Annotated in this window: 12 protein-coding genes; 8 read left to right on the forward strand and 4 right to left on the reverse strand. The window is 40.9% G+C overall.

From position 1 onward, the window contains the following. Nucleotides 1-227: 227 nt before the first annotated feature. The 4 genes from CAL6303_RS22240 to lepA form a co-directional block, all read right to left on the reverse strand. Complete coding sequence (locus CAL6303_RS22240; RefSeq protein ID WP_015200082.1) at nt 228-1,790, reverse strand: tetratricopeptide repeat protein; 1,563 nt, start codon at nt 1,788-1,790, stop codon at nt 228-230. 192 nt (nt 1,791-1,982) lie between these two features. Then, the gene (gene psbA, locus CAL6303_RS22245) at nt 1,983-3,062 is read right to left on the reverse strand and encodes a photosystem II q(b) protein (RefSeq protein ID WP_015200083.1); all 1,080 of its coding nucleotides are present in this window, start codon (nt 3,060-3,062) and stop codon (nt 1,983-1,985) included. Between the two features lie 585 nt (nt 3,063-3,647). Continuing rightward, on the reverse strand, nt 3,648-4,730 hold the full coding sequence (psbA, locus tag CAL6303_RS22250; protein ID WP_015196354.1) for a photosystem II q(b) protein: 1,083 nt from the start codon (nt 4,728-4,730) through the stop codon (nt 3,648-3,650). 273 nt (nt 4,731-5,003) lie between these two features. Then, a complete protein-coding gene (lepA, locus tag CAL6303_RS22255) occupies nt 5,004-6,812 on the reverse strand; it encodes a translation elongation factor 4 (RefSeq protein WP_015200084.1) in 1,809 nt (602 codons plus the stop codon). 453 nt (nt 6,813-7,265) lie between these two features. On the opposite strand from lepA, the gene CAL6303_RS22260 reads away from it, so the two are divergent. The 8 genes from CAL6303_RS22260 to CAL6303_RS22295 all read left to right on the forward strand — a co-directional run bounded on the left by CAL6303_RS22260 (nt 7,266) and on the right by CAL6303_RS22295 (nt 14,528). Then, nucleotides 7,266-7,502, forward strand: a complete 237-nt coding sequence (locus CAL6303_RS22260; RefSeq protein ID WP_015200085.1) for a hypothetical protein — start codon at nt 7,266-7,268, stop codon at nt 7,500-7,502. 199 nt (nt 7,503-7,701) lie between these two features. Further along, nucleotides 7,702-9,495: an ATP-binding protein gene (locus CAL6303_RS22265; RefSeq protein WP_015200086.1), complete on the forward strand. Its 1,794-nt coding sequence runs from the start codon at nt 7,702-7,704 to the stop codon at nt 9,493-9,495. A gap of 119 nt (nt 9,496-9,614) precedes the next feature. Next, nucleotides 9,615-10,058 (forward strand): SufE family protein, encoded by a 444-nt coding sequence (locus tag CAL6303_RS22270; protein WP_015200087.1) that lies wholly within the window; start codon nt 9,615-9,617, stop codon nt 10,056-10,058. 142 nt (nt 10,059-10,200) lie between these two features. Further along, on the forward strand, nt 10,201-10,605 hold the full coding sequence (locus CAL6303_RS22275; protein WP_015200088.1) for a hypothetical protein: 405 nt from the start codon (nt 10,201-10,203) through the stop codon (nt 10,603-10,605). A gap of 111 nt (nt 10,606-10,716) precedes the next feature. After that, nucleotides 10,717-11,601, forward strand: a complete 885-nt coding sequence (locus CAL6303_RS22280; RefSeq protein WP_015200089.1) for an alpha/beta hydrolase — start codon at nt 10,717-10,719, stop codon at nt 11,599-11,601. Nucleotides 11,602-11,706: 105 nt separating this feature from the next. Continuing rightward, nucleotides 11,707-12,687, forward strand: coding sequence for a CobW family GTP-binding protein (locus CAL6303_RS22285; RefSeq protein WP_015200090.1), 981 nt, complete (start codon nt 11,707-11,709; stop codon nt 12,685-12,687). Between the two features lie 87 nt (nt 12,688-12,774). Further along, entirely contained in the window at nt 12,775-13,860 is a 1,086-nt protein-coding gene (locus CAL6303_RS22290; RefSeq protein WP_015200091.1) for a WD40 repeat domain-containing protein, read from the forward strand. Between the two features lie 374 nt (nt 13,861-14,234). After that, a complete protein-coding gene (locus CAL6303_RS22295; protein WP_015200092.1) occupies nt 14,235-14,528 on the forward strand; it encodes a hypothetical protein in 294 nt (97 codons plus the stop codon). Nucleotides 14,529-14,561 lie beyond the last annotated feature (33 nt).

Here is a 14,561-nt window from a genome sequence, read left to right on the forward strand (position 1 = left end):
TTATCCCCGATTATTCTGTTGTAAATGTAAAACAATATTTTTGACATGACGTAAATACGGAAAAACCTATTAAATTTAGATAAATATTAGTTGTTTAAGTTATTCCAGGCTGCGGAGGCAACCTTTGCCCGTGTGAATAAATAGGGCTTGCTGTTCACGTAGCGCAACATTAACTGTAAAAGTCGTATTGAAACCAATATATTTTGAGCTTATCTAAAAGCCAAATATTAAAAATCTAAAATATCTAAAGATTCTTCGATTTCTAAATCTAAAATTTGTTCCTTTGCACTTTTATGTTCAGCTAATTTTCCTTCCTGACGATATAATTCTGTCGCTTTTTCAAAGTCTTCAATAGCACCTTGCTTATCTCCTGATTCCCGACGCAAATTCCCACGACTAAAATAAGCTTCAGCATCATAGGGATTAATCTTAATTACTTGGTTATAATCATCCAAAGCGCCTTTAATATCAGCCATGTCGTACTTAACATTCGCACGATTGTAGTAAATATCTGCATCATGGGGATTAATTTGTAAAGCGCTTGTGTAATCTTGAATTGCACCAGTAAAATCGCCAATATCATAGCGAGAGTTGCCACGATTGCGAAAACCTTCAACATCTTCAGGATGAATACCAATAGGCTGTAAATACTCCTGATTCTCAGCTATGATGGGATTTAGCTTCATTGCTTGATGATAATCCTCGATAGCACCTTGATTATCTCCCAAGCGCGATCGCACTTCTGCACGGTGAACGTAAATTCGTGCATCGTGGGGGTTAATTTGCAACGCTTGGGTGAATAGTGCGATCGCATTCTCCAATTCACCTCCTTGATATCGTGCTAAACCTAGTTTGTGTAATGCCTGGAGATGATGAGGATTCAGACTAACTACCTTTACTAAATCCCTAATTGCTTCATCATAATCTTTTAGATGATATTTAGATAAACCAATTTTATAGTAAATTTCTGAATTATCTATATCTAACTTTAAAGCTTCCTGATATCTAGAAACTGCCACTTCGTAGTTACCCCTAGCAAAATGATCGTCCCCTGTTTTCAGATATGAATTAATTAACTCTGCTAAACTCTGACTAGGATTTTTATCCTCCTCAGAAACAGCTATCTTTTGCGAATTTCTAACAAACTCATCTCCTGGATATTTTTTCCGATTCAGTAAACCTTGAGAATTGCTAGAAAACTCTTGTAAATAACAACTCAAACCACCACCATAAAGCAACTGTTCAATTCCAAAAGAAATTCTTCCAGTTCGCAACTTAATCATTGCTGTTGGTAAAAAACCCGCTAAAATCATGTGGTACTGTGATTGCGCTTCATGAACATTTTCCTGAATTAAGACACACACAATCACCGCATTTTTAGCTACTTCCTCTGCACTTACCGACCATGTTACTCGATCAATGCTTCCATATCTTGATTTTACCTCCACACCCACCAAGGGATTCCCACTCAGGGTAAAATCAACATTTCCATCACCACCAATCCGCTTCTCATAGTCAACTTCAGTAATTAAACCTGCTAATCTTTCCCGAACAACCTCTTCTCCCAACTTCCCCTTCAAAAAGCTAATAAAGACATCTCTTACCGGAGAAACCCGTTTATATTTTTCCGCCATTTGCCAGCAGAAATCCCGTAAACCCCTCAATCTCTCACCAGAGATGACGGTTAATTCACTATGCTGTCCCTCAATTTGACAGTGCAGCAACGAACCTGATAACAACCGACTTAAAAAATCTGATTGCAGCGATCGCAGTAGGGTAATCCAGTCCATTCCGTTGATACTTCTGCAAGCCTATATAGTTAAGTCATTTTACTTAAAAATGAAACACAGTAAAATATCCTTTATTGATTCTTTAATAATCTAGATAATAATTCGCTAACAACAAAAAAGCGTCCCCAATAGGGGACGCTTTCTTGAACATTCAAAGACTTTATTTGCCAGTCTTCAAACTAACTATTAAACTTAACCATTGATTGCTGGAGCGCTAACTGCTACAGGAACTTCTAAACCAGCAGCCAAATCCAGTGGGAAGTTGTGAGCATTACGCTCGTGCATTACTTCCATACCCAAGTTAGCGCGGTTGATTACATCAGCCCAAGTATTGATTACATGACCTTGTGTATCAAGTACTGATTGGTTGAAGTTGAAACCATTCAGGTTGAATGCCATGGTGCTGATACCTAAAGCAGTAAACCAGATACCAATTACGGGCCAAGCACCTAACAAGAAGTGTAAGCTACGGCTGTTGTTAAATGATGCGTATTGGAAAATCAAACGACCGAAGTAACCGTGTGCTGCAACAATGTTGTAGGTTTCTTCTTCTTGACCGAATACGTAACCGTAGTTCAATGATTCGGTTTCAGTTGTTTCACGTACCAAGCTGGAGGTCACTAGTGAACCATGCATTGCACTGAACAACGAACCACCGAACACACCAGCCACACCTAACATGTGGAAGGGGTGCATCAAGATGTTGTGTTCTGCTTGGAATACCAACATGAAGTTGAAGGTTCCAGCGATACCCAAAGGCATACCATCAGAGAATGAACCTTGACCGATGGGGTAAATTAAGAACACAGAGGTTGCAGCCGCTACAGGTGCAGAGTAAGCTACGCAAATCCAAGGACGCATTCCTAAGCGGTAGCTAAGTTCCCACTGACGACCCATCCAGCAAAAAATACCGATGAGGAAGTGGAAACAAACAAGCTGGTAAGGACCACCATTGTAGAGCCATTCATCCATCGAAGCGGCTTCCCAAATTGGGTAAAAGTGCAAGCCGATGGCGTTGGATGAGGGTACAACTGCACCAGAAATAATGTTGTTACCGTAGATTAAAGATCCAGCAACAGGCTCGCGGATACCATCAATATCTACAGGTGGTGCAGCGATAAAACCAATGATGAAGCAGATTACAGCTGAAAGAAGGGTAGGGATCATCAATACACCGAACCAACCTACATATATGCGGTTTTCGGTGCTAGTAATCCACTCGCAGAAATTATCCCATCGACTGCTTTCGCGTCTTCTTATTGTTGTGGTCATGATTGTATGGATTATAAATTTTCTGACATACTCAACACACTGTCTTTTTCAGGGTCAGTGTGGTTTTCTCAGCAACTCTTCTATGAAGAAATTAACTGTTCACGTATCGTCTCCCTTGGCTTAGTCTGTCCATAGGAGATGAGAAAATTTAAAGTCTATAAGACTTTTGGATTTCCAGGTAAAAGCAATTCAAGTTATAATTGCCAACTTGTCTATATAGGCAAGTTAATGATGAATGAGATTCACTTCCACATGATCTTATTAAAAAAATAAATTAGCACATGGATATTTTGTGATTGCTCATACATATATTTATTACATTAATTTCTTACATTGATCAAATTGCAATTGTTACGATTTAGAAATAATTTACCAATAAAAAATATCAGCTTTATTAACTAATGTAAACTTAGCCACTATTAAGGGAAATATAATTAATTTTTACTAACACAAAATTATATTGTTTCTCTTTGTTACAAGTTTTAGAGAGTCGTAACCACGTAAAAAGCGCCTTCTCACACGAGAAGGCGCTCTTCGTTAGCTAATTAACTTAGCTTAATTTATCTAGACTATACCAGCGGAATATTAACCGTTGATAGCAGGTGCAGATAATGCAACAGGTGAAGCATCACCAGCAGCCAAGTCTAAGGGGAAGTTGTGAGCGTTACGCTCGTGCATTACTTCCATACCTAGGTTAGCCCGGTTGATTACGTCTGCCCATGTGTTGATGACGCGACCTTGGGTGTCAATTACTGATTGGTTGAAGTTGAATCCGTTCAGGTTGAATGCCATGGTGCTGATTCCCAAGCTGGTGAACCAGATTCCTACTACTGGCCATGCTGCTAACAAGAAGTGTAAGCTGCGGCTGTTGTTGAAGGATGCGTATTGGAAGATTAGACGACCGAAGTAGCCGTGTGCTGCAACGATGTTGTAGGTCTCTTCTTCTTGACCGAATTTGTAACCGTAGTTTTGGCTTTCGGTTTCGGTTGTTTCACGTACTAAGGAGGAGGTTACTAGTGAACCGTGCATTGCACTGAACAATGAACCACCGAATACCCCTGCTACTCCTAACTGGTGGAAGGGGTGCATCAAGATGTTATGTTCTGCTTGGAATACCAACATGAAGTTGAATGTTCCTGAGATGCCTAAGGGCATACCATCTGAGAATGAACCTTGTCCGATTGGGTAGATTAAGAATACTGCGGTTGCTGCTGCTACTGGTGCTGAGTATGCTACGCAGATCCAAGGACGCATTCCTAAGCGGTAGGATAATTCCCACTCACGTCCCATGTAGCAGAATACGCCGATGAGGAAGTGGAATACTACTAGTTGGTAAGGACCACCATTGTACAACCACTCATCTAGGGATGCTGCTTCCCAAATTGGGTAGAAGTGAAGTCCAATTGCGTTGGATGAAGGAACAACTGCACCGGAAATGATGTTGTTTCCGTACATCAAGGAACCTGCTACTGGTTCACGGATTCCGTCGATGTCTACTGGGGGTGCTGCGATGAAGGCTACGATGAAGCAGGTTGTTGCTGCAAGTAGGGTTGGGATCATCAATACGCCGAACCAGCCGATGTATAGACGGTTTTCTGTGCTGGCAATCCAGTTACAGAATTGTTCCCATACGTTGGCGCTTTCGCGTCTTTGTAAGGTTGTGGTCATTGTTTTATAATTGCTTTATTTTTGTATGATTCGGTGCGGTTTTCCTCACCTGATATTAATTTACACTACTTTACATAAATAGTAGTGAATACTCACTATCATATTATATTATGTCTTAAATTAACTTTACTTATATTAATCAAGATGAGAGCGACTAGCTCACACCATTCCAAAAATTATCTTGTGAAAAAACACTAAAAACTAAAATAAAGAGGAGCGCAAAGTCTTGCACCCCTCTTCAAGAGAAATTTATAGTTTTTGGCGGTTAAATCATTATTGTTCTAGCTTCAATACAGCCATAAAAGCTTCTTGAGGAACATCAACAGTACCTACAGCCTTCATCCGCTTTTTACCCTTGGCTTGTTTTTGCAAAAGTTTCTTTTTTCGACTAATGTCGCCACCATAGCATTTGGCAAGTACATCTTTCCTGAGGGCAGGAATATGTTCGCTAGCTATGACTTTGCTGCCAATTGTGGCTTGGATGGGAACTTTAAATTGGTGACGGGGGATTAACTCCTTAAGTTTTTCAGCCATTCCACGTCCAACGTTGTAAGCCTTATCGCGGTGGACAATCATGGCTAAAGAGTCAACAGGATCGCCATTAATCATGATATCTAACTTAACTAGGGGGTTTTCCCGATAGCCAATTAAGTTATATTCCATGCTGGCATAACCACGCGATCGCGACTTCATTTGATCGAAGAAATCGGTGACAACTTCAGCTAAGGGCAACTCATAAGTTAAGGTTGTCCGTCCTTGGGTGAGATACTTCATATCTTTGAAAATCCCGCGACGGTTTTGGGATAACTCCATCAAACTACCCACGTAGGTTTCCGGGGTAATCATCTCAACTTTAACGTACGGTTCTTCAATGCGATCGCGTTCGTTAGGAGATGGCAAATGGCTGGGATTATCTATATATAACTCTTCACCTTTGAGCGTAATCACCTTGTAAACTACAGAAGGCGCAGTGATAATCAAATCCAGATTATATTCTCGTTCCAAGCGCTCTTGCACGATTTCCATGTGCAACAAACCTAGGAACCCGCAACGGAAACCAAAACCCATCGCGCTGGAAGTTTCTGGTTCAAAATGTAGTGCTGCGTCATTTAGCTTCAGTTTATCTAAGGCTTCCCTTAAATCTTCAAACTGATCCGCATCAATGGGAAACATCCCACAAAATACCATGGGATTGGCTTCGGTATAACCAGGTAAAGCTGTGGGGGCTTTTTTATTTACCAACGTGATGGTGTCTCCAACCCGCGCATCAGTCACAGCTTTAATTGCAGCAGCGAAATAACCAACTTCCCCAGCATGAAGTTCATCAACAGGCTTCTGAGTTGGTGATAACACACCCAGTTCGTCTATTTGGAATTCCTTACCCGATGCCATCAAATAGACTTTATCACCTTTTTTAACCGTACCATCCATAACTCGGAAGTAAACGATTACACCCCGGTAGCTATCGTAATAGCTATCAAATATGAGCGCTCGCAAAGGTTGGTCTATTGTATTTTTAGGGTGTGGAACCTTTTCTACTACAGTTTCCAGAATCTCATCAATACCGATACCTTCTTTTGCTGAGGCAAGGATCGCATTACTACAATCTAAGCCAATAATTTCTTCAATTTCCCCAGCTACTCGATCTGGTTCTGCCCCTGGTAAATCGATTTTATTGAGTACGGGAATAATTTCCAGATTATGTTCTAGGGCTAAATAAACATTCGCCAAAGTTTGTGCCTCAACCCCTTGGGATGCATCTACAACTAATAATGCACCCTCACAAGCAGCGAGACTACGGGAAACTTCATAGGAAAAGTCTACGTGTCCTGGAGTATCAATTAAATTTAGAACATATTCTTGCCCGTCTTTAGCTTTATAGTTCATACGGGCAGCTTGCAACTTGATTGTAATGCCACGCTCCCGTTCCAAATCCATATTGTCGAGAAATTGCTCCTTCATTTGCCGTTGCTCTACAGTTCCAGTCACTTGGAGCAAGCGATCGGCTAGAGTAGATTTCCCGTGGTCAATGTGAGCAATAATACAAAAATTACGAATGCGATCAGCGGGAACGTCAGTCATATACTTAATTTGCTGTCTTTAGCAACCAAAGGAAAGAAAGAGGAAGATACTTAACGTATTTTAATGGTTATTCGTCCGAACGGTGATAATTAGAAATGAGGGAATATGAAGAAGCAGGAGAAAAAGGAGTAGGGAGAATGCTTATGGTGCCTAACAAAGTGTCAGTAAGTAGGATTAAGAGTCACAATCCCCCTTCTCCCCTGCCTCTTTTTGGGGCACCCTTGACAAAATTTTATAAAGTCTGCTTGTGGATTCTGGTATTCAACAACTAGAAGCGTACAATAAACATGACGAATCGCTACAAGATGTAAATAACATTGGCATCAGCATATTTTCCGATCACCAAAGTATTATGCTGTTCCGTAGCGATTTTTGCAGAACATCGTTGATAGAAGACTCAACCAACTTTCTGGATATAGTTTCTAAGAAAATTAATTTAAGGTACATCAACCAATGAATATGAAAGATAAAGCCACCGATGCAGAACAGCGACTAATTGACAAAATTGAAATTGCTGTACGTCTTGATTCAGAACTTGTGGAACAAATTCAACACTTGACTAATGATCCTAGCAAAGTGATTGAGGTAGCAATTCGTCAGTGGTTAAGGGGTGATGTACCTCGTGACGATGAACTTACACGTTCTCCTATTCGTAAACCAGTACCTCCTCGTGGGGAGTGGAATGACTGAGGAATTGAGGATAACATCATTTTCATCGAGTTATGTGGGGTCATTAAGAAATATCAATTTTGTTAAGCCCCAATTACTAGTCGTGAAAGAACCGGCGACCAATTATACCAAATACGTGAAAACTTGTGCCAAACTTTAAGCATAAGTAGCACCCGATATTTTTTGGTTGCCGTCAATAATATACAAACAATCTTGAGCCATGAGCATTGTTGTCAACTCCCAACTGCCGGATGTAACTTCACATAATTTGGAATCAATTGTCACTAGCGCTGATGGCTCATGGTTAGATGCTGGTGCTGAATTGGTATACATACAGAGTCGTGAAGGTATGTACCTAAGCTTTAATTGGCAAAAATGTCAATGTTTGGATTTAGATATTAATCAAAATCTGGCGAAGTTGAATCAGGAAGAATTATTCGTACCAGTTGATAAAGTTGCCTATTTGCAGCGGTTACACCGAATTTTAGCGACTTTGGTACCCGAACGTTACCAGTGTTGGTTTCGATGTCGGCAACAATTGATGGAGTTGGAATTGGTAATTAGCCCAGTTATGACTAGTTTGGGTCATCCAGCTACGACGGTGTTAGTGATGGGACGGTTGTTACAACTTAACAGCAATCGAGAGGATCTTAAAACACCATCATCAAGATTACTAGCTACTGAGCCATCTGTGCGAATTGATAAAATTTCTCCCGTAACCCAGGAAACAACGCTTACACTATCCCGAAATAATCATCAAAAGTTAATTAATAGGATCACCAGAAATATTCGTCGCACCCTGGATTTAGATGATATTTGGCAGCAAACAGTTACTGATGTCGGTGAGGGACTAGGTTTAGAACGTTGCATTATTTTCCCTTATAAACCCGGTGATACAGATATCACTGTCATTGCCGAGTACCATCAAGTGGGGATAAATTCAATGCTGGGTTTAGAAATAAATTTGGCATCAGAAATAGGTTTCACGCAGGCTTTAGAAACCCTCAAGCCTTTTATTATCGAACATCCTGTTCATCCAGAATTACACAAGCAAAAAATATTAGTGGCAGCTACCTGTCATCAGGAGCAACCCAATGGGTTAATAGTATTGACGTTGTGTGAGGAACGTTCCTCCCTAACTATTGACGAATTAGAATCAATCAAGGAAGTAGCGGATCAATTGGGAACAGCGATCGCACATGCTACTTTATATAAGGAACTCTCTGCCGCCCGTCAACAGGCTGAAGAAGCTTCCCGACTCAAAAGCGAATTTTTAGCTAATGTCTCCCACGAAATTCGCACACCACTCAACGGAATGATGGGTTTTCTCAAACTTATTCTCGATGGGATGGTGGATGACGAAGAGGAACGGAATAATTTTATCGAAGAAGCTCACCGCTCTTCCCTACATCTACTAAATATAATTAACGATCTTCTGGATTTTGCGAAAATCGAAGCCGGAAAAATGAAACTCGAATGTAGTTTTGTTAATCTAAATGAACTATTTACTGATGTTGGTAGTTTTATTAGCCTGCAAACTGAACAGAGAAATCTTAGTTTTCAGCTAGTTCAGCCAGAAACCTCCGATGAAATTATGGTGTATGGTGACTACCAACGTCTCAAACAAGTAATGCTGAATCTACTGAGTAACGCAATTAAGTTTACACACGAAGGTGGTGTCACCATTAGTGCAGATGTGGTAAAAAAGAAAAACCGCTTTCAAGACCAAGAATTTCCCGGTATGGTACGGGTACGTGTTGCAGATACCGGAATTGGTGTTTCCCTCGACAAGCAAGATAAATTATTTCAATCATTTTCCCAAGTAGATGGTTCCCGTACCCGACAATATGGTGGTACTGGGTTGGGATTAGTGATTTCCCAAAAACTCGTGGAAGCGATGGGTGGGGAAGTTCATTTCTATAGTTTGGGGGAAGGACTGGGTTCGACGGTGACATTTACAGTACCGTTATATCAGCAGCCAGTGTTAATACCTGGAGAAAATATTCAAGAATAGGGAAAATACAAACAGAGACGCGATATATCCTCCACGGATTTATTATTTAAGACAAATTCCCAATACCTTCGAGATAATCTACACTCAAGATGATGTAGATTGTTTCCACTTCCTCATTTATGTCCTCAATTATCGATTCTTTACCTCCGTCATTAGGCAAAATAGTTCAGCGCTTTCAACGTGCAACCGATCAAAAGCGACGATATGAACAATTAATTTGGTACGGTACGAAGTTGAAGGAGTTTCCTGAAGCTGGGAAAGTCGCTGAAAATAAGGTTTCTGGGTGTGTATCGCAGGTTTTTGTAATTGCGACTCTTGATGATGGTAAAGTGTCATTCCAAGGAGATTCCGATTCCCAACTTACCAAAGGATTGGTGGGGCTTTTGGCTGAGGGTTTAAATGGGCTGACTCCAGATGAGATTACTGCGCTCACACCAGATTTTATCCAAGAAACAGGTTTAAATGTCAGTTTGACCCCTTCCCGTGCGAATGGTTTTTTAAATATTTTTAAGATGATGCAAAAGAAAGCTTGGGAATGTGGAAACGAGATAATTAGTACCTAGCTTCTAAAGGGTTTCAGAAGAGATGCGATGGCTCCGCCCGCCGTAGGCATCGCGTCTCTTCTCAAGCCTACTAAAATGAATCATATTGGCATTTCAGCAACCAATGGTAAGCTGCTATACAGCTTAGTAAGTGAGAAGTGCAATGAAAATTCAACAGTTAGTAATTGGAAGTGCGGTATTTGTTTTGACATCTGTGGCAATTCCTAAAGCTCAAGCTGATGAAGTCTGGAATAGTACCTATGGCAGAGTTGTTTATCAAAGCGATAGGAATAAAACCGCTATCTGGACTTATCCAGAAGGAAGTATCTTCCTTGAAGGACTAGCTGGTGTACTTAGTAATCGAGGACAGTACCATGGTTATTGGGTAGGTAAATCGAATGTTAAGTGTGATACATCGCGGGAAGATGGCTCTGGTAAGTTGAACAACAGATGGGGACGGTTTTCGATTCGGTTCACGGTTCCTAATTTTCCCATGCCTTGGGAAGCAAAATGGAGTTACTGCGAAGCTGAACCAACATTCTCTTGGAACGGAACCCCAATAAAATAGGTTTCACCAGAAGCATATCAAGAATAGGAGGGCTGGTTATGATTTTAAGGGATATCGCTTCTATGCTGGAGAAGGTAGTAATTTCTTAGAAAACTCAGAGTTTTGAAAATCATGAATACAGATATTGGTGGAAATATTTGTAAATTTAGTTGGAATTGGCAAAATCAAGAGGTATCGATTGTCTATGAAACCCTGGGGAATGGTTCCCCAGTTCTCCTATTACCTGCTTTTAGTACGGTTTCCATGCGTTCGGAAATGGCAGAAATTGCCCAATTATTAGCGCCACATTTCCAGGTTTTTGCGGTGGATTTTCCTGGTTTTGGTGATTCTTCCCGTTTACCTTTCGATTATCAACCTGCACTTTACCGTCAATTTATCGAAGATTTCATTACTTCTATTTTCCAAGTTCCAGTAATGGTTGTGGCGGCTGGTCATAGTGCTGCATATATTTTACAATTAGCTCAAAAATTACCCAATTTATTTTCCCGTATTGCCCTAATTGCCCCAACTTGGCGAGGTCCATTACCAACAATGGGAGCAAATGTCAATATTGCGGATTTTACTAAAGATTTAATTTGTTTACCACTTTTAGGTCAATTCCTCTACAAACTAAATACCGCACCATCGTTTTTGAAGTGGATGTATAGTCGTCATGTCTATACTGATATGAGTCAGTTGACAGATGAATTTGTGCAATATAAGTGGAATAATACTCAAAAGCCAGGAGCCAGATTTGCCCCGGCAGCATTTGTGACCGGAAAGTTGGATGCAGTAAGTAGTCAAGGGGAATTTTTGGAACTGGCGGGGGGTTTATCGATACCATTAATGGAGATAATTGGTGAATCATCACCACCAAAATCCCGTTTAGAAATGGATGCACTTGCATTACTGCCTAATGTCCGAAGTCAGATTCTTCCGGGTACCTTGGGAATGCATGAAGAATATTCACATAATGTTGTCGAAGCAATCATGCCGTTCTTGAGAACGATATCATAAGTTTGATTAGGAAGAATCTGCTTCGCCACTTTACCGGAAGAATAATTCTCCCAGTAAGTTGACTCACTATACTCAAATAATTTTAGATTCTGGATTAATTTTTTTATGGTAACTGCGGAAATTTCTAACAGCGTACCTGTAACTGTTTTGACTGGTTATTTAGGTGCAGGTAAAACCACACTCCTAAATCGGATTCTCACCCACGAACATGGGAAGAAAATCGCTGTAATTGTGAATGAGTTTGGCGAAATCGGTATTGATAATCAATTGGTAATTGATGCTGATGAAGAAATTTTTGAAATGAATAACGGCTGTATTTGCTGTACAGTTCGCGGAGATTTGATCAGAATTATTGGCAATTTGATGAAACGCCGTCACAAATTTGACCACCTAGTCATTGAAACTACTGGACTTGCAGATCCCGGTCCTGTGATCCAAACTTTCTTTGTGGATGAAGACATGAAGGAGAAACTGGAACTAGATGCAGTGGTGACAGTGGTGGATGCAAAGCATATTTCCCAACATTGGGATGCTGATGAAGCAGTGGAACAAATTGCTTTTGCAGATGTGGTGTTGTTGAATAAGACTGATTTGGTGGAATTGGCAGATTTGGAGGAACTAGAAAAACGTATCCGCAGCATGAATGCGATCGCTAAAATCTATCGTACCCAAAATGCTGAACTAGAAATGGAGGCTTTACTGGGTGTGAAGGCTTTTGATTTGGAGCGTGCTTTGGAAATTGAACCGGAATTCTTAGAACACCATCACGATCATGACCACGATCATGATGATAGCGTGACTTCGGTCGCCATTGTGGAACCTGGATCTGTAGATGGGGAAAAACTTAATACCTGGTTATCAGGGTTGTTACAAACCAAAGGTCCCGACATCTTCCGGATGAAGGGTATTTTAAACATAGCCGGAGAGAGCGATCGCTTTGTCTTCCAAGGGGTACATATGCTGTTTGAAGGTAAACCAGATCGTCCCTGGAAAGCCAATGAAACCCCTAAAAATGAACTAGTATTCATTGGACGCAATTTGGATGCAGCTGAACTCAAGGCTAATTTTCTGGCTTGTAAAAATTAGCTATTAGCTGTTAGCCTAACTCAAAAAGCGATCAATCTTCCCCCAATACCCTGCCCCTTTTCCCCTTCTTGACCCATATTTTCCACCATGGCTGTAACGACTAACAAAGAATTTGAACAAAAATATCTTGGTCATCTTAACGACTATACTACTGCGATCGCCTGGTCAAACCAAGGCAATATTCTCGCTGCAACTTCCGCTGCTGGAGAGGTAGTTTTGTGGAACGATGGAGAAATCAAAAATTTAGCCACAGCTAGCGATGCATCTGTTGATTGTGCAGTTTTTTCCCATGATGGAGAGTTTTTAGCAGTTGGTGGACAAAATGGGCAGGTAAAAATTTGGCAAATTCAAAGCTGGGAACAAATAGAACTGATTACAACCCTAGAAAATGCCCCAAAATGGGTAGATAAGATGGTTTGGAACCCTACAAAGAACCAACTAGCTTATAACTTGGGACAGTATCTGCAAATTTGGGACACCGAAAGCCAAAGCGTAATTGTCACCCTCAACTTTGAGAATTCTTCAGTTTTGAGTATAGCTTGGCGTAATGATGGTAAATATTTAGCAGTTGGTGGCAACCAGGGTGTAAAAATTTGGGATTGTGAAGATTGGGACGCAGAACCTTACTTCCTAAATATGCCTACAGTCAGTTTAGCGATCGCATGGTCGCCAGATGGTAAGTTTTTCGCATCCGGAAATATGGACTTTACCCTCAGCGTCTATGAGTCATCATACATCCCTAGCGAAGACCCACAACCATGGATCATGAGAGGTTTCCCCGGTAAACTTCGTCAAATCGCCTGGTCTAATCTTAGGAATTCTAGTAACGTCCCTCTCCTTGCCACATCCAGCGTAGAAGGGATGGTAGTGTGGGAAAAATCCAAAGATGAGTCGTTAGGTTGGGAAGCAACAGTCTTAACAAACCACGTAGATATTATTCAAGATATTAGCTTTGCCCCCAACAGCTTACTTCTTGCCTCCGTCGCTAGCGATGGTTGGTTATGTTTGTGGAAAAGCGCAAAAAGAGTCTCCCAAGTCCTTACAGGTAGTACTGGAGGTTTCTCTTGCCTTGCTTGGCATCCCCAAGGTAAACTACTAGCCGCAGGTGGCGATCAAGGTGAAATTCTGATTTGGTCAAAAATACAACGTACCCAAGGATTTAGTAAAAAATAATTTAGTTGGGAACTCAATGACACATAATAATTGTCTTAATGCTTAGATAAACCTCGTCTATCTTGGGAACTTGAGTAGGCGTAGCCAGCCCTACGGGCTTATCTAGTCTGCGACAAGCCCCTATGTCGTAAGACGACATGCTATGCTACCCGTCTACCTTACGATCCTCCGGGAAGCCGCTACGCGTCTACGCAATGACGCATTTGAATCGCTCAAAAAACTCCGGGTTTCATCATGGACGAGGTTTATACACTACTGCTGTAGAATCTGAGGAACCAAAATCGAAAGTTAAAAGTAGCTTAACAGCCAGTTAATGAATAATTACTGCAAATTAGCTATGCTGTATCAATAAATAGCTTCTATAGGCATAAATCATGAAGGTCATCAAGCAAATTATACTGATTTTCCCCATCCTCTTCGTCTCATTGCTGTCATTTATCAATCCAGCATCTGCATCCAGCGTAAATTCAGCAGTTATCACAGCCAAAATTGAACTAATTACCCCACAACCAGTTTATGCGATCGCTTCTGCGATTCTTTCCCATTCTCAAACTTCTAACCCCATCGTCGATCAGATGGGTTGTAGCTGTGCTAGTTGTATGCAAGCAAAACTAGTCCCACTAAAATTAGAACTACAAGGCAAGTTACCACTGGTGAACTTTCTTTAAAAATCATGGGGAATAAACCAGGGCGAACGTTTG

It is taken from the genome of Calothrix sp. PCC 6303 (assembly GCF_000317435.1).
Taxonomy (GTDB): Bacteria; Cyanobacteriota; Cyanobacteriia; order Cyanobacteriales; family Nostocaceae; genus PCC-6303.

Bases quoted from the DNA above. Each gene is read 5' to 3' on its own strand.
- CAL6303_RS22240 (WP_015200082.1), bottom strand. From the start codon at position 1,790: ATGGACTGGATTACCCTACTGCGATCGCTGCAATCAGATTTTTTAAGT.
- psbA (WP_015200083.1), bottom strand. From the start codon at position 3,062: ATGACCACAACAATAAGAAGACGCGAAAGCAGTCGATGGGATAATTTC.
- psbA (WP_015196354.1), bottom strand. From the start codon at position 4,730: ATGACCACAACCTTACAAAGACGCGAAAGCGCCAACGTATGGGAACAA.
- lepA (WP_015200084.1), bottom strand. From the start codon at position 6,812: ATGACTGACGTTCCCGCTGATCGCATTCGTAATTTTTGTATTATTGCT.
- CAL6303_RS22260 (WP_015200085.1), top strand. From the start codon at position 7,266: ATGAATATGAAAGATAAAGCCACCGATGCAGAACAGCGACTAATTGAC.
- CAL6303_RS22265 (WP_015200086.1), top strand. From the start codon at position 7,702: ATGAGCATTGTTGTCAACTCCCAACTGCCGGATGTAACTTCACATAAT.
- CAL6303_RS22270 (WP_015200087.1), top strand. From the start codon at position 9,615: ATGTCCTCAATTATCGATTCTTTACCTCCGTCATTAGGCAAAATAGTT.
- CAL6303_RS22275 (WP_015200088.1), top strand. From the start codon at position 10,201: ATGAAAATTCAACAGTTAGTAATTGGAAGTGCGGTATTTGTTTTGACA.
- CAL6303_RS22280 (WP_015200089.1), top strand. From the start codon at position 10,717: ATGAATACAGATATTGGTGGAAATATTTGTAAATTTAGTTGGAATTGG.
- CAL6303_RS22285 (WP_015200090.1), top strand. From the start codon at position 11,707: ATGGTAACTGCGGAAATTTCTAACAGCGTACCTGTAACTGTTTTGACT.
- CAL6303_RS22290 (WP_015200091.1), top strand. From the start codon at position 12,775: ATGGCTGTAACGACTAACAAAGAATTTGAACAAAAATATCTTGGTCAT.
- CAL6303_RS22295 (WP_015200092.1), top strand. From the start codon at position 14,235: ATGAAGGTCATCAAGCAAATTATACTGATTTTCCCCATCCTCTTCGTC.